General features: G+C 41.6%; 15 protein-coding genes and 1 pseudogene. 3 read left to right on the plus strand and 13 right to left on the minus strand.

Going from position 1 to position 15,072, the window contains the following annotated elements; genetic code table 11:
* Positions 1-50: 50 nt before the first annotated feature.
* Both IM475_RS07640 and glyS read right to left on the minus strand, forming a co-directional pair.
* The gene (locus IM475_RS07640) at positions 51-440 is read right to left on the minus strand and encodes a hypothetical protein (protein ID WP_287727185.1); all 390 of its coding nucleotides are present in this window, start codon (positions 438-440) and stop codon (positions 51-53) included.
* A 150-nt stretch (positions 441-590) separates the two neighbouring features.
* Positions 591-2,723 carry a glycine--tRNA ligase subunit beta gene (gene glyS, locus IM475_RS07645; RefSeq protein WP_287727186.1) on the minus strand — a complete coding sequence of 711 codons (2,133 nt, stop codon included), beginning with the start codon at positions 2,721-2,723 and terminating at the stop codon, positions 591-593.
* 132 nt (positions 2,724-2,855) lie between these two features.
* Between glyS and IM475_RS07650 the strand changes: the two genes are divergently transcribed.
* Positions 2,856-3,440 (plus strand): MiaE family protein, encoded by a 585-nt coding sequence (locus IM475_RS07650; protein WP_287658929.1) that lies wholly within the window; start codon positions 2,856-2,858, stop codon positions 3,438-3,440.
* Positions 3,441-3,757: 317 nt separating this feature from the next.
* On the opposite strand, the gene IM475_RS07655 is transcribed toward IM475_RS07650, so the two are convergent.
* On the minus strand, positions 3,758-4,948 hold the full coding sequence (locus IM475_RS07655) for a GNAT family N-acetyltransferase (RefSeq protein ID WP_287727187.1): 1,191 nt from the start codon (positions 4,946-4,948) through the stop codon (positions 3,758-3,760).
* A 36-nt stretch (positions 4,949-4,984) separates the two neighbouring features.
* Positions 4,985-5,665: a RibD family protein gene (locus IM475_RS07660; protein WP_287727188.1), complete on the minus strand. Its 681-nt coding sequence runs from the start codon at positions 5,663-5,665 to the stop codon at positions 4,985-4,987.
* 91 nt (positions 5,666-5,756) lie between these two features.
* On the opposite strand from IM475_RS07660, the gene IM475_RS07665 reads away from it, so the two are divergent.
* Entirely contained in the window at positions 5,757-7,682 is a 1,926-nt protein-coding gene (locus tag IM475_RS07665; RefSeq protein WP_287727189.1) for a sensor histidine kinase, read from the plus strand.
* Positions 7,683-7,729: 47 nt separating this feature from the next.
* Here the strand turns inward: IM475_RS07665 and pheA are convergent, their stop codons facing one another.
* Both pheA and IM475_RS07675 read right to left on the minus strand, forming a co-directional pair.
* Entirely contained in the window at positions 7,730-8,578 is an 849-nt protein-coding gene (gene pheA, locus IM475_RS07670) for a prephenate dehydratase (RefSeq protein WP_287727190.1), read from the minus strand.
* Between the two features lie 114 nt (positions 8,579-8,692).
* Positions 8,693-9,610 (minus strand): ribonuclease D, encoded by a 918-nt coding sequence (locus IM475_RS07675; RefSeq protein WP_287658923.1) that lies wholly within the window; start codon positions 9,608-9,610, stop codon positions 8,693-8,695.
* Positions 9,611-9,628: 18 nt separating this feature from the next.
* Between IM475_RS07675 and IM475_RS07680 the strand changes: the two genes are divergently transcribed.
* Positions 9,629-10,117, plus strand: a complete 489-nt coding sequence (locus tag IM475_RS07680) for a universal stress protein (RefSeq protein ID WP_061430996.1) — start codon at positions 9,629-9,631, stop codon at positions 10,115-10,117.
* Between the two features lie 9 nt (positions 10,118-10,126).
* Here the strand turns inward: IM475_RS07680 and lepB are convergent, their stop codons facing one another.
* From lepB to IM475_RS07715, 7 genes and pseudogenes are all read right to left on the minus strand, one after another.
* Entirely contained in the window at positions 10,127-10,702 is a 576-nt protein-coding gene (lepB, locus tag IM475_RS07685) for a signal peptidase I (protein WP_287727191.1), read from the minus strand.
* Positions 10,702-11,535, minus strand: coding sequence for a nucleoside triphosphate pyrophosphohydrolase (gene mazG / locus IM475_RS07690; protein WP_287727192.1), 834 nt, complete (start codon positions 11,533-11,535; stop codon positions 10,702-10,704). The genes lepB and mazG overlap by 1 nt, the downstream gene beginning before the upstream one ends.
* A 399-nt stretch (positions 11,536-11,934) precedes the next feature.
* Positions 11,935-12,306, minus strand: coding sequence for a hypothetical protein (locus IM475_RS07695; RefSeq protein ID WP_106908523.1), 372 nt, complete (start codon positions 12,304-12,306; stop codon positions 11,935-11,937).
* 391 nt (positions 12,307-12,697) lie between these two features.
* A complete protein-coding gene (locus IM475_RS07700) occupies positions 12,698-13,165 on the minus strand; it encodes a nucleotide exchange factor GrpE (RefSeq protein WP_287727193.1) in 468 nt (155 codons plus the stop codon).
* Between the two features lie 2 nt (positions 13,166-13,167).
* The gene (locus IM475_RS07705) at positions 13,168-13,554 is read right to left on the minus strand and encodes a J domain-containing protein (RefSeq protein ID WP_287727194.1); all 387 of its coding nucleotides are present in this window, start codon (positions 13,552-13,554) and stop codon (positions 13,168-13,170) included.
* Positions 13,554-14,267 carry a tetratricopeptide repeat protein gene (locus tag IM475_RS07710; protein WP_287727195.1) on the minus strand — a complete coding sequence of 238 codons (714 nt, stop codon included), beginning with the start codon at positions 14,265-14,267 and terminating at the stop codon, positions 13,554-13,556. Before IM475_RS07710 ends, IM475_RS07705 begins: the two co-directional genes overlap by 1 nt.
* 203 nt (positions 14,268-14,470) lie before the next feature.
* Positions 14,471-15,043: pseudogene (locus IM475_RS07715) on the minus strand (Hsp70 family protein).
* Positions 15,044-15,072: the final 29 nt, after the last annotated feature.

Here is a 15,072-nt window from a genome sequence, read left to right on the forward strand (position 1 = left end):
AGAATTATATCTAGTGGGGATTCTAGCCGTCAGCTTTCAGCAAATCTTTATTATTGTAAGTCTTTTTTCCTGCTTTTTAAGATCCAGCGCCAGAGGGGATGACCTGGCCCTTTGTCTCGAATTTTCTGCACCCGTTGCTCTAAGCGCAGTTTTTCTCTGGGGGAAAGTCCTAAAATAATGTTGCGACTTTGCCAGACTAACACTGCTCCTGTAATGGCAACACAAAAGGCTAGACCTATAGAACCCCAGTAATTGAAAGCTAAAGCGTATCTTAGGGCTGTCCAAGTAAAATATTGCCGCATTAAGGCTATATCATCGCGTAAAAGCCATAAACTAGCCGAACCAATCCCTAACCAACAACCCAACACGAATAACCAACGACCCCATACCGTCAGTCGATGTAATCTTTGGACTTGTTGCTGTAGTTCAGAATCGGCCATTTCAGTTATCAGTGGGGAATTATGAATTATGAATTATGAATTATGAATTATGAATTAGGAAGTGTTTTCAGTGAACAGTAATCAGTGAACTGAAAACTCAAATCTGATAACTGATAACTGATCACTGATAACTGATCACTGATAACTGAATTATCCCTTGACAATTGCGCCAAAATCTGCTAGGACTCGGGCGTGATTTCGCAGTAAACCCAACAGATTTAAACGATTGCGACGGACAGATTCTTTTTCTGCCATCACTAACACACTATTTTCGCCATCAAAAAAGTCAGCCACTAGGGGAGAAATTGCCGTTAAAGCAGTGACGAGACGCTGATAATCTCTTTGCTCTCTGGCGCTGATAGTTTCGGGAATTAGGGCAATTAAAGCGTCATAAAATGCTGATTCGGAGGATTGTTCAAATAACTCCTTATTGATGATTCCCTTGACTTCTAGGGTGGTTGTATCTAAATCTCCTTTTTGTGCCAAACGGGTCGAGCGATTGACGGTTTCATAGATGTTGGCTAACTGACCATCCTGACGAATTTGGGATAAAAAGCGAGCGCGTTCACGGGTATCTAATAAATTTTCTAAAGCGCGAGACTTATACTCTGGATCGTTTTCCCCTAAAACTGCATTAACGAGATCGTAATCTATGCTCAAATCATCAATTAAGAGAGTTTGCAGACGTTGTAAAAAGAAATCTTTAATCAAATTGACTGGGTTGGGTTTATCGGGATGACTGGTGACAAAATCCTCAGCTATTTGCTCAATTAATGCCAAAAGATTGATATTAAAATCGGCTGACCAGATAATACTAATTATTGCATTGGCAGCGCGACGGAGAGCGAAGGGATCTGAGGAACCAGTGGGCAGCATTCCCAGTCCAAAAATACCGACTAAAGTATCTAAGCGATCAGCAATTCCCACCACTTGACCGGTTATTGTTTCCGGGAGTAGATCGCCGGCATTGCGAGGCAGATAATGTTCAAAAATGCCCCGGGCAACTATGGCCGATTCACCACTAATTAAAGCATATTTTTCGGCCATTACTCCCTGTAATTCGGGAAATTCATAAACCATTTGGGTAACTAAATCCGCTTTACAAAGCATGGCAGTGGACTCTATATCACTGCGACTTTGTTCATCGAGATTTAACTGTTCGACGATCATCTGGGCAATTTCCATAATCCGATCGACTTTATCGCGCATGGTTCCCAATTCTTCTTGGAAAGTGACGGTTTCCAGTTGGGGAAGGAAACTATCTAAGGGTTCATCACAATCGGCAGTATAGAAAAATCTGGCATCGGCTAACCGTGCGCGGATAACCCTTTCATTTCCCGCGGAGATAATCTCAGATTTCTGGGGATCGCCATTGGAAATAGTGATGAAATAGGGGGACAAACCCTGGGGAGTTTTCACCGGGAAATAACGCTGATGTGTCACCATCACAGTAATAATTACTTCCGGGGGTAATTCCAGAAATTCATCGTCAAACTTGCCGACAATTGCCGTGGGATATTCGACTAAGTTAGTCACTTCTGCTAATAAATCTGCGGGAATTTCTGCCACTCCCTTGAGTTTTTTGGCCAGGGTGGTAATCTGATCAGTAATTATCTGTTGACGCACTTGCGGATCCGCTTCCACAAAAATTGATCGCAAACTGGTTAAATATGCCTGGGGATGACTAATGGCTAAGGATTGCGGGTGTAGAATGCGATGACCAAACGTTAATCGATCGCTGGTTAAAGTGGTAGAGCCATTAATTAATTCTAGGGGTAAAACTTCCCCATCCACTAAAGTTAATAACCAACGAATTGGCCGGGGAAATCTTAAATCTCCATCTCCCCAACGCATAAAACGTCTTCCTTCCAAACGGGTAATCCATTGGGGAATTAATTCAGTTAAAATCTCGGCTGTTTGACGACCTGGAATCGTTTTTTCAATATAGACAAATTCTCCTTTGTCTGTGGCACGAATGGAGAAAGCAGCGGTGCTAACTCCCTGTTTTCGAGCAAAACCCTCACCAGCGGCGGTAATTTGACCATTTTTGTAGGCGGCACTAACTGGCGGTCCTTTTATCTCCTCGCTGCGCGCCTCTTGCTCCCTCGGTAATCCTGTGATTAACACGGCCAAACGGCGCGGGGTTGCGTAAACTTGAATAGCAGTCGCGTCCAGAGATTCCGTCTCTAAACTCTTGCTAACTCTTTCCCGCCATTGTGCGATCGCGCTATCGACAAAATCTGCGGGTAGTTCTTCTGTACCGACTTCCAGTAAAAAATCCATCTGATTGATTGGCCGTGTTTATGCTTCACCAATCATCTAGGCTATCACAGAAGCCGTGTCCTTAGTTTTTGACTGGTGTTGTTCGACTTTTTGGGTTAGGGTGAAAGATGCAGCAAATTGGAATCAGTGACGATGGGAAAGATTAATTTATTAGTCAGTGCCACCTCCCAGGATTGGATAGAACAGGCAATTAATAATTTAGAGATTATTCTGCTCGATCATTCCCATTGTGAGCGAAAAGCGGCAGGAGTGGCCTTAAATCTCATGTTTCGTTATCCTTCCTACGCTTCCCTCGTGCGGAAATTAACAGCGATCGCACAAGAGGAATTAGAACATTTTGAACAGGTCAATCAATGGTTAGATAAATGGGGAATTCCCCTCGCTCCCTTGAATTCTCCCCCTTATGGTGCTAAATTAAAGGCGCAGATTCGTCACCAAGAACCCGATCGCCTTTTGGATTCTCTGTTAATATCAGCTTTAATCGAGGCGCGTTCCCACGAAAGATTGGGTTTATTGGCAGAATATTGTCCCGATCCTCAATTAGCTCAATTTTATCGCGGTTTAATGGCTTCCGAAGCCCGTCATTATGGTATTTATTGGCTATTAGCAGCGGATTATTTTGAACGGACGGTGATCGAGCAACGCTTAGAAACCCTAGCGGCGATCGAAAGTGAGATTCTCACTACTCTGCACCCAGAACCTCGTATTCATAGTTGATTGCACTAATAGAGACAATGGCTGCAGCTCACATTTGCAGAAATACGGACAATTAGCAATTATCAGTGACTCTTAAATTATTACAAATATATCAGCAGCTGCCTGTAAGCATCTCACCAAAAAACTAATGCGCGAGGGGTTTGGGGACGGCGCTTGCGTCCCCAACGGGGGGTTTGGGGGGTAGAACCCCCCAAAAGCTTGGATTGAGTGATCAAATCGGAAGTAATGACCAATTTTAGAAGATAGTTTCCCCGTAAAAATCCCAACTCAGTAGATTTACAAAAATCAGATGCACCCAAGGACAAACCCTATCTAAATTACTCGTTCAACTCAATTTCTCTCTTAGAAAAGGGTAAATCTTGATTAATTGCCTCAATTTCTTCCTGTTCCATTTGATTAATTTCTTGGATATAATTGCGGAGAATTTGAGTCATTTTGCCATGATAGAAACGGTGTAAACTGTGATTAGCAGTGGCAGGAAAACCCCGTCTTTTTTTATGTTGTCCTCCCGCACCGGGGTCAAACATGGTAATACCTTGACTAATTGCCCAATCGATCGGTTGATAGTAACAAGCTTCAAAATGTAAACAGTCGTACTCTTGAAAACTGCCCCAGTAACGACCATAAAGATTAGTATCTTTGCGAATACAAAAAGATAAACCCACCGGTTTAGTATCCTTTTCATTTTGGTAGGCAGTAATCAAAACCACTCGCTGACGATAATTCGGATATAATTGTTCAAAAAATTTCTGTGTCAGGTATTTACTTCCCCAGTAAAATTTATCACAGGTACTGCTATAAAACCGATAAATTAACGGGAATAAATGATGGGGAATTTCTTCGGCGGCCAGAGTTTTAATAATTAACCCCGCATTAGTCACTGCTTTCCGTTCCCGTTTAATATTGCGGCGTTGATTAGCATTAAAAACCGTCAGATAATCTTCAAAACTTTGAAAACCTTTGTTATTCCAAATATAACTATGGTGTAACCAAGTAGTAAAGCCAAAATTTTCCATGAAAATTCGCCATTGGGGATCGACAAAAAGAAAATGACAACCAGACAGATTATTTTGATCACAAAAATGATCAATCGCCCCTATCATTAAAGCAGTAATTTCCAGTTCATTTTCCCCAGGAGCAATTAAAAAACGATAACCCACCGCCGGAGTAAAAGGGGTCATTCCTAACAGTTTCGGATAGTATCTAATCCCCAAACGATGGGAAAGATCCGCCCATTGGTGGTCAAAGACAAATTCACCGTAACTATGACTTTTAATATACAAAGGAGCGGCGGCAATTAACTCAGCACCGCGCCAAACTGTGAGATGAGCAGGTTGCCACCCTGTGCGTCCCGTGGCGCTGCCGGAAGTTTCGATATTATGTAACCATTGCCACTCGAGAAAGGGAGTAGTTAGGGGTTGAGCGAGAGCATCCCATTTTTGTTGGGGAATCTCACTCATTTTATCAATCCAAGCGACAGAATATTGGGGTTTAAGCTGTTCTACCATGGGACAAGATAAGTCAACCTTTTTATTTAAGGTAATCTAGTTTTGCGATTTATGGGACTGCCGTTCAAGGGAATAATGTAGGAAAATTTCTTCTTGTACGGTTTCCACGCTCAAAAGTTGTAATTTTCTGGCAGAATCAGCCATAAATCCAGTTCCTCCCAGGGGAGTTGCCGCTTTATTGCCTCCTAACAGCAACGGACAAATAGTTAGATGGATTTCATCGATTAAATCTTCAGCTAAAAGAGAGGCAATTAATTCACCTCCTCCCAGAATCGCCAGCTTTTTGATACCTAGTGCGGTAAATTGACTAAAAATAGCCTTCCAATCACCGCAGACTAAGACAAGCTCAAATAAACCCCGATTTTCCCATGCTGCCACTTTTTCCGCTGCCGTGATTAACCAGCGTGGGAAAGGCTGCTGAAAAAATTTCATCCGGGGATCAAGCTGGCCTGAATGAGAACAAACGATCTGTATCGGCTGGGGAGATAATCCCCGTTGTTGACGGTATGCGAGAAAATCGGCATGACGGATAGGAAGACTGGTGTGATAAGCGCGCAGGGTGTTGGCACCGAATAAAGCGGCATCCATACAGGATAAATGTTGTTCTAGACGCATTTTATCGGTAGCAGAGGCAAATCTGGCCGCTGACTGGTAGGCGTCGGCAATTTTACCATCGGCACTCATGGCTAAAATAACGGTGGTGTGAGGACAATTCATGGCAAATGATCAGGGATATCACCTGGTTCGATTGGTGAATAGGCTAGTATAGTCTAGAGTTTGATAGCCAGAATCAAACCAATTTCTGCCTATGCCTATCGGTCAATCCTCCTTTCGTCGTATTCTGCTCTCTCGCTTACTCTTGGTCAGTGTACCTGTACTACTAATGGGGGTTTATGTTACCTATCGTAAGGCGCGATCGGCTTTTTTGGAAACGGCCCGTCAAAATCTCACCGAAAGTGCCATCAGAAAAGCAGACAATATTGATCAATCAATTCAATTTTTGCAGGCCAATCTTATCACTGCGGGCGAAAGTCTGGTTTTAAAACAGGGAACCTTAGCCGAAAAAGAAGCTTTTTTACAACAATTCACGGCGCAGCTTCCTAATCAGATTAACTGTGTGGAATTAATTGATATTAAGACCAAGAAACCTTTATTAAATCGAGCCTGTGAACCAGAAATTATCAAAGTTTTGCCCCTGGAAAGATGGACAGAAAAACGGACTAGCTCTGCTGGGAATATCGAGAATGTTTTAGTTAGAAGTTTACCTCGACAACTTTTAACAAAATCTCCCAATAATAATCGTCAATTAGAATTAGTTTTTGCTGTTCCCATCTACGATAATCAAGGACAATTACAATCTAGTCTGATTCTGCAAACTTCTCTACTTTACCGTGAGAAGGTTTTACCCGGTTCTTTATCGGGTTATCCCGTGGTTATTTCTGAAAATGGCATTATTCTCGCTCATCCCTATTTTGATCGCATTGGTAGCCATATCAGTCAAGAAGCTGATGCTGAACGCCTCAATCTAATCATCATTAATGCTGTTAGAGGTCAACAGAGATTTCTCCATTTATTTTCTTTCGAGAAAGATGGCAAAGAGTTAGTCGCAGGTTATAGTTCCCTCCCCAGTCCAGTTACGGGAGAATCATCCCAAAAATGGATAGTTTTAGCCATTAGTCCCCTCTCCCAAGCTCTGGCTCCTCTGCAACAAATTTGGGAGGCAATTTTTTATCTGACTTCTGGTTTATTATTAGCTTATTTAGTAGCTATTGTACTGATCACAAGGGATTTAGCTAGACCTTTAGAAAAACTGCGAGATTATGCCTTAAATATTCAGAAAATTCCTTCACCAAATATTACACCACAGAACTTTAATATTCGAGAAATTAATCAGTTAGCCTCGGCCTTAGAGGAAATGCTCGAACGTTTACGCCTTTGGGGAGAGGAAATAGTTAAGAGTTGGCAAGAAGCAGAAAATGCTAATCAATTAAAAAACCAATTTTTGGCGAATACTTCTCACGAATTACGCACCCCTCTTAATGGTATTATTGGCTCAATTCGTTGCGTTATGGATGGATTTTGTAATAGCGAGGAGGAGGAAAAAGAATATCTGCAACAAGCGGATAATGCAGCCGTACATCTTTTAGGAATTATTGATGATATTCTCAGTATTGCTAAAATAGAAGCGGGCAAACTTTCCGTTAATCCTGAACCAGTAGATTTACACCAAATTATCAATGAAGTTATTAATTTACAAACAGCATCGCTGCAACTTAAGTGCTTAAAATTAAATTTACTTTTCTGTCCAGAAAATCCGATAGTCTATGCTGATTCCACTAAATTAAAACAGGTAATTTTGAATGTTATTTCTAACTCAATTAAATTTACTGATAGAGGCACAATTTCTTTAATAACGCACTTAGAACATACACAGGCTATTATGACTATAATCGATACAGGAATCGGTATAGATCCCCGGCAGCAATCAAAATTATTTCGCCCTTTTGTGATGATTGATGGTTCCACAACCAGAAAATTTAGCGGTACGGGTTTGGGATTAGCTATTTCTAAGAATTTGATGAAAATGATGGGGGGAGATATTACTATCTCTAGTCAAGGTCAAGGTTTAGGAACAACTGTAGAAATTATTCTTCCTCTAGTTGGGGAAAGAAAGCTTGATTCTCCCCCAGAGGAAAACTCATCTTTGCCGATTCTTCCCTCTCTTAAAAGCTAAAATATCTCTATTTAATTTCTGTAATTTATGAGGAATTTAGTTTATAATTACTCTAAACTCTCTACAGGCAAATTAACCACCTGATAAGCACCAAAAACCTCGATCGCATCGGTATAATTGGTTAATTCTTCTAAAGTTGCCCCGATTAAATGCTGTTGATCTGGATTAATTTCTAGATCAATAAAAAATATGTATTCCCCTAAAGATCGTTTAGTTGGTCGCGATTCGATCCGAGATAAATTAAGCTGACGTTTGGCAAAAACTTCTAAAGGTTTCACTAAAGCACCGGGTTGATCTAAAACTTGAAAAGCGAGGGACATTCGCTCACCTTGGGGATGGGAAGTTAAAGCCATTACCCAAAAACGGGTACAATTATCGGGATAATCATTAATTGGTTGTGTTAATATTGGTACATTATAGAGTTTTGCCGCCCGGGGGGAAGCAATAGCGGCAGAATTAGCCTCTCGATCGAGAATTTGAATCGCTTCTGTGGTAGAATTGGTGGGAATAATTGGCACGGTAGGTAAATTATTTTCTAGCCATTTTTGACATTGGGCTAAAGCTTGGGGATGGGAATAAACGGTTTTAATTTCTGTTAGCGATTGCCTAGTAGATAGAAGTGCATGGGAAATCGGTAAAACTAATTCTTGTTGAATCTGTAACCCGGGTAATTGCCATAAAGCATCAAGAGTCATTACCACACTTCCTTCGGTGGAATTTTCCACTGGGACCACTGCTAAATCGGCCTGATTTTGGACAATTGATCGCAAGGCCAAGGCAATGCTAGGATAGGGTATTAATTGACGAGGCTGGGGTGGTAAACTATTAGCATAGGCTAAAGCGGCTGTTTCTGAATAGGTTCCCACCGGCCCCAGATAAGCGATCTTTACAGTCATTTAGATTATCCCCGCAAGCAATTTTTTCTAGCTATTACAGCCTTTCTCGTCAACATCAAGTATAACCTAATTTGGTATTGACTCCTATCTCCTATCTGCTGAATTCTGCTATAATCATGTCAAGTCAGCTTCACTTTGTTTGATGGTCAATTGACTGATTTTTTGGCGAGTTTCCTCGATGGTTAACCCTTGGGCTAAATCCCCCAATTCTTTGAGAAGATCATTAGTTAGGGAGAGAGATATTTGGCTATCCTGGCCCGATAAATAGACAACTTTGGCTAATTCGGCCAGTTTAACTTTTTTGCTGGTGCGATTTTGATAACTGACCGAAAAACCGTTAATCTCCGCAGCCTCTTGCTGGATAATTGCCGACTTTAAACGTTCCTTGAGATGTTCCATCTCTGTATCTAAAATCTTCCATTGCTGGTAAATTTCCCAATAACGATTAGTTAATCTTTCGAGATTCTCACCCGCGGGATCGGGAGTAATTAAATGGGAAAGCTGCAAAAGACGATGATGGATTTGGGCCGTATATACGGGGTCTTTTTGTGCATATTCTAGCTGGGCCGCGGTTAAAGGTCTTTTGCCCCAATTACCCCCCTGTTCACTTTTATCGATAGCGGGAAAATGACAAAGACATTCGGCCACGGTTTTCAGTTGATAATTGGGTAAAGGAGCAATATAGTAGGGAACCTGTTTAGCTAACTCTAGGGTACAGGTAATTTTTTTAACTTTGGTTTTACCGCCCAAAAATTTACAATCATAACTAGCATTGTGAAAAACCTTTTCTATCCGGTCAACCAGCATGATTTTAGTGATAAAATAGTTAGTAAGATCGGGTCGATCGAGAACATCCAAAATTGTCACCCGCTCACCCGTTAAGTCCGTGGAATCAGCCAGAATTTGAATCAGAGACAAACGGGGAGTCTTGCTATTGTAATCGGCTACTTCCGTATCTAACCAAAGAATGGGAAAATGGCAAAAGTGATCGATCGCATTCCTAATAGCGTCGGATTCCGTTAAATAAGGCATGGTTGCAGAGGCTGAAAAATGTATCAAAAAATCTTGATAGCAGTAGATTTGTCGGAGATGGGGGAGAGTGTTTTTAAGGAGGCTGTATCCTTAGCCAGTAAGTACGAAGCTAACCTCCTACTACTGCACGTCCTTTCCCCTGAAGAAGATTATAGCCCTTTACCGATTCCACCCAATTTAGCCGATATTTACCCCGCCCAGGGGAATGATCTCACTCTCGATTTTTGGCGGCAACAATGGGAAGAATTCGAGCAGAAAGGGGTGGCAATGTTGCAAAAAAGAGCTAATCAGGCGGGAGAAATGGGTGTCAAGGGAGAATACCGGCAAATTTACGGTCATGCCGCCAAAACTATCTGTAAAGTGGCGCGAGAGGAAAATATTGATTTAATTGTCATCGGTCGGCGTGGGCGATCGGGTCTAGGAGAGTTATTCTTAGGTAGTGTGAGTAATTATGTTCTCCATCATGCCCCCTGTTCCGTCTTAATTGTTCAACATCATCAAGACTAAAAATTCCTGTTAGCTATTCCCCCCTAAAATCCCCAAACGATTAAAAGGAAAAAAGCGAAAAACCGCCCTACCAATCACGTTATTTTCCGGTAAAAACCCCCAGATATGGGAGTCATTGCTATTATTGCGATTATCTCCCATGACAAATAAATTATTTTCCGGCACAAGCAAAGGCATTAAATTATATTGAGGGGATTCGAGAATATAATCCTCTGCCAAGGGTTGATTATTCAGGTAAATTTTGCCCTCCTTGACAGCAATCACATCCCCTGCTGTGGCAATCACTCTTTTAATAAAAGCTTGGTCTTTTTGATATCCCTGTAATTGTAATTGTACCGGCGGTTCAAAGACGACGATATCCCCCCGTCGAGGAGGATGGAAATCGTAGGAAAGTTTTTCCACTACTAAGCGATCGCCCTGTTCTAAAGTGGGTAACATAGAATCGGAGGGGATAAAACGAGGTTCAGCCACAAAAGTGCGAATCAGTAGGGCTAAAATTAAAGCTATAGTGATAATTTGCAGATTTTCTCGAATAGAAGCCCAAAAACTCTTGGATTTGTCCTTATTAATTTCTTGCTCTTGCATTATTGCCCGGATGATGGTTGGTGTAACTTAGCTTTCGCTTGCTGCCAGAAAACTGTTAATTCCTCTAGTGTATAGTCATGGAGAGGCTTTTCCGCCACGGATTCCACTAGGGAAAAACGTTGAATAAAACGCAGATTAGTCTCTTGTAAAGCGATACTGGGGTCTAAATTATACCAGCGAGCAAGATTGACAATAGTAAAGAGTAAATCGCCTAATTCTGCCTGTTGATGCTCTTTATCGCCCGATTCTAGGGACTCTTGCCATTCTGCCAACTCTTCGCCGAATTTTTCCCAGACTCCCGCGATATTTTCCCACTCAAAACCGACTCGCGCCGCTTGCCGAGAAATTTTCATCGTCCCCATTAAGGGTGGTAAAGTTTGGGCATAACGGGTTAATTTGCCGCTAATAGTCGGGTCATTTTTTTCCTCAGCTTTGATTTTCTCCCAATTTTGACGCACCTGTTCGGGATTTTCTAGGGATAGCTCCCCGAAAACGTGGGGATGACGACGAATTAATTTATCGGTGATGCCCCTAGCCACTTCTTCTAGGCTAAAATTACCCTCATCACTGGCAATTTGGGCTTGTAAAACCACCTGTAGCAGTAAATCGCCTAATTCCTCGGCAATGGCAGTTTTATCACCGCTTTTAATCGCCGCTACCACCTCATAAGCTTCTTCGATAACGTAGGGAATCAGGGTTTCTGGGGTTTGGGCTAAATCCCAAGGACAGCCGCTTTCTGGATCTCGTAAACGGGCAACAACGCTGATTAAATGGTTTAATGCCGCTAAGATGGCCTTGTAGCGGGGATTGTCGGTTTCTGGAAGGCTAGACATCGATTTTTTCCGGTTTTCTCCCCCAGTATACCGGTTAGTTATCAGTGAGCAGTTATCAGTTATCAGTGATCGCTGATCAGATGTGAGTTTTCAGTTAACTGATCACTGTTTACCGATCACAGCAAAAAAGCTCTCATCTCCCTATCTTCTAATATTCAGTTACAGCCTTTCTCATAATAGATGAAGTTTAACCTAATTTGAGCGAAGACCGACTCCCCAACACGAAAACTTCGTACCTCACCATTCAGATAACTGCTTTAGCTCAATAACGATGAAAAAACCCGGGAAAACCGGGTTCCACTAGCTTGGAGTGTGTATAGTCAACCGATAAAGCAGTTGAAAACTTAAATAAATCTAAATAGAAAAAAGGTAAGTAATTCCACTGTAAGAAAATCAGATTTAATGAACTACCCCGCAAGTTAGGGGACAAGAAGCATAAACAGCTTGATGAGAGGTTTTTACCTCACCGTGTAACCAGTGCAGCCAGCTAACTTCATGGGGATGAACACCTTTTGCTGTTAATAAAGCGGCACTAATTAGGATAGCCAAAATATTGATGCCGATAATCATTCCCGCCACTAAAAGCACGGAACTAATCGGTAAAACTGACTGTAAGATAATCGCCGACAATGCTCCCACTGTCATCATTAATACTACTAAAGGAAATCCCACTACTAATAAACAGACAGTGAGGACGAAACTCCAGAGAAGAAAGCTTTTTAGCATTGCTAAAGAAACGTAGCCCCAGTTATTTCTTGCGGTTAATTGCATCTTCCTGACCTCTTACAAACTTGGTGGTCTAACTTTTCTGCACGTCGGCTCAAAGTTGATGAAAACCAGTATAGGGAAAACACCGAAGAAGATGAGCTATTCGCAATATAAATTTACAATCATCGCTGATCATCTATGTTATATGTATCGAACTATTACAAGAATCGGCGAGAGGTATCGAAAACTTTACAATCGGTTTCTCTTGATCCCCAATGCAGTTTCCTGCTGAAATCCTTGATCCCCGTTTATAATCCTTTCTTCTGTCCCTGTCCTCAGATTTTTCCTCGTCTCATTGTAACAAATATTTACAATTACCTCTAGAATTCTCAGGAAATAGGTGGACGGGATCGCCAGAGCGCCGAGTTGAGAGTGGGAAGTGGCAAGGGGTTATCTATTCTTGTTTAGATGTAATAACCTCCATCGGTCTGAGTAATTTATCCTCAATGGTAAATCCCTGCCTGACTATTTTTGTGATCGTCTGTTCTGCCAAATCGGGGCGTATTTCTTGCTCCACCACCTGACAAATAGTAAAATCTGGCTGATGATCGGACAGTTCTATTTTCAGCACCTGACGTTTTTCTAGGATACTTAATAATTTTGTCTGTACGCTTTTTAAAGATTTCGGTAATCTTTTCCAGACTCGCTCATCTGGTTCGGGTCGATCTTCTAAATAATTTAATAACGATTCGAGGGTATCAAATACCTCTAATAGTTCTAAAAAAATCTGTTCTTTTTCCGAGCGATTGTTCTTTCCTTGCTGCCGTAAAGCTTGTTTTAAACTTACCTCCTCTTTGGTTAAATTTATAATTAGGCTTAATAATTTGTTTCTATCTTCTTGGCTAATTTTGTAATTATTCATCCTTATTCCTCCAAAAAATTAATGTCTTTGAGTATCGAGGAAACCAGTTCGCCAGCAACTTTTTTAAGTTGTTCTTGATCGTAATTATTAATATCATCCATGGTATTTAAGATTTCTAAAGATGGTAAAGGTTTAGACAATTCCGAAAAAGACATGGTTTTCAAGCGTTGAACCAGAGGTAGATGAGGACGTAAATAATCCGCAACTATCCTATCTTGAGGATTCATTAATATCTTACGCGCTTTAGCGATGCTATCCATCGAATAGCTACGGCGTTTCATAGCCAGACCAAAAGCTTTAGTGATTTCGGCAGTGGAAGCAGCCGGAGAAATTTCTAGAATATCGTAAGGATTACTATCTAAATTATCGTACATTAATCTAACTCCCATTAAATAATATGAAATAGTTTATAGACTTCTCGAAACTCTGGATCGTCGGGGCATAATTCGTCAGCCGATCTAACAAGTTCTATCAGTAATTCTGTGGGTAATTTTTGATAATTTTCTCTTAAAAGATCGAGACAGAGTTGGGCGGTAAGGTGACGGAGTTTTTGCGATCTCGATCGTTTCGCCTTTTCGATCGCCTCGGAAAATTGATTGCGATCCATCAATCGCCCCACTTCCCTTACGTCTTTTCTAAAAATAATCTCCTCGATCAATTCGTTTAGTATGGCATTATTGTAATCTATCTGTTTTAATTTCTCCAGTTCGCTTAAAGCTTTGGACTCGTTTATCTTTTGCTCATCCAATCTCCCGACTATTTCCAAGGCTTGATCTCGGACGTAATACATTTTCGAGTTAGTAGTTTGTCCTAACTCGTACCAATTTTTATTCATTCTTAATAGATTCTCGAAACCCTCAATCTCCTCCTGTAATTCTAGGTAAAGTCGATCGATCTCCTCAATCGATTCTGGGTGATTTTTAAGGGCTGGTTTCGCCTCTTTTAAAGGATTCTCGGCTTTTTGCCACTGTTTCTGTTGTAGATAATGACAACCTTGATGGAATGATACAAAAGTATTAGCTATCTGTTCGAGATTAGATTGGCAGGTTAGGGGTTTTAAAGCGACCCCGCGAACCCGATCCCCCTGCAAACAGGCAGCCACCGATTCCCCCCAACGGGTATAGAGAGTCGCCCAGAATTGATCGGTTTTTTCTTTTTTCTAATTCTTGTTCAAGATTTTTCTCTAAAGATCTTAACTTAGGATTATTAATTAATTTGTTAGCCTCTTGGTAAAATTTTAAAGCCTCCGATAACTTTCCTTTCTCGAAAGGGTTTCCCGTATCTTCCGCTTGTAATTTTATCACCTTAACCGTAGGAAATTGCCGCCGCGGTCGGTTCCGAGAGCAACTCCCGGGCGATGATACCAGCCCGTTTTGCCGCCATCTGGGTGGCATGACGCTGTTTATCGTTAAAATAGGCGGGAATAGTGATCACAGCTTCCTGTATCCGGCTTTTCTGACCGTTAGCCCCTTGATAATTCTGGGCATTAGCTACTACTTTTTTTAAAATCTTGGCCGATATGTCTTCCGGTTCCTATTCCTTGCCCCCTAACCATACCGATAGACTGTCCTCTGTACCCCGGATCGAGCGAGTGACTTTATAGCTTAAACGGGGTATTTCTTCCTGAACGATAGTATCGCTAAAACTTCTACCCATCAAACGCTTGATCGACATGATCACGTTTTCTGGGGTCGCCTTGATCTGTCTGTAGGCTTCCTCTCCCACGAGCAGCCCCTCTCCGGCTAGGGAGACGAGCGATCGGGTTAATTTTCTCTCCGGAGGCGAGTTATCTGCGGCGGTCACTACCTCCACCCCCGCTAATTTAAATGCCGCTACTGAATTTGTCGTACCCAAATCTATCCCGACAATATTACCCATCGGATACCTTCATCTTTTCTAAGATTGCT

Origin of the sequence: Microcystis sp. M061S2, assembly GCF_020245605.1 — a bacterium.
Taxonomy (GTDB): Bacteria; Cyanobacteriota; Cyanobacteriia; order Cyanobacteriales; family Microcystaceae; genus Microcystis.

Excerpts from the sequence above, each read along its gene's own strand:
- IM475_RS07675 (WP_287658923.1), bottom strand. The coding sequence starts at position 9,610 with ATGCCTTATTTAACGGAATCCGACGCTATTAGGAATGCGATCGATCAC.
- IM475_RS07655 (WP_287727187.1), bottom strand. The coding sequence starts at position 4,948 with ATGGTAGAACAGCTTAAACCCCAATATTCTGTCGCTTGGATTGATAAA.
- IM475_RS07640 (WP_287727185.1), bottom strand. The coding sequence starts at position 440 with ATGGCCGATTCTGAACTACAGCAACAAGTCCAAAGATTACATCGACTG.
- IM475_RS07660 (WP_287727188.1), bottom strand. The coding sequence starts at position 5,665 with ATGAATTGTCCTCACACCACCGTTATTTTAGCCATGAGTGCCGATGGT.
- IM475_RS07705 (WP_287727194.1), bottom strand. The coding sequence starts at position 13,554 with ATGGGAGTTAGATTAATGTACGATAATTTAGATAGTAATCCTTACGAT.
- lepB (WP_287727191.1), bottom strand. The coding sequence starts at position 10,702 with ATGCAAGAGCAAGAAATTAATAAGGACAAATCCAAGAGTTTTTGGGCT.
- IM475_RS07695 (WP_106908523.1), bottom strand. The coding sequence starts at position 12,306 with ATGCAATTAACCGCAAGAAATAACTGGGGCTACGTTTCTTTAGCAATG.
- glyS (WP_287727186.1), bottom strand. The coding sequence starts at position 2,723 with ATGGATTTTTTACTGGAAGTCGGTACAGAAGAACTACCCGCAGATTTT.
- IM475_RS07650 (WP_287658929.1), top strand. The coding sequence starts at position 2,856 with ATGGGAAAGATTAATTTATTAGTCAGTGCCACCTCCCAGGATTGGATA.
- mazG (WP_287727192.1), bottom strand. The coding sequence starts at position 11,535 with ATGTCTAGCCTTCCAGAAACCGACAATCCCCGCTACAAGGCCATCTTA.
- IM475_RS07700 (WP_287727193.1), bottom strand. The coding sequence starts at position 13,165 with ATGAATAATTACAAAATTAGCCAAGAAGATAGAAACAAATTATTAAGC.
- IM475_RS07665 (WP_287727189.1), top strand. The coding sequence starts at position 5,757 with ATGCCTATCGGTCAATCCTCCTTTCGTCGTATTCTGCTCTCTCGCTTA.
- pheA (WP_287727190.1), bottom strand. The coding sequence starts at position 8,578 with ATGACTGTAAAGATCGCTTATCTGGGGCCGGTGGGAACCTATTCAGAA.
- IM475_RS07680 (WP_061430996.1), top strand. The coding sequence starts at position 9,629 with ATGTATCAAAAAATCTTGATAGCAGTAGATTTGTCGGAGATGGGGGAG.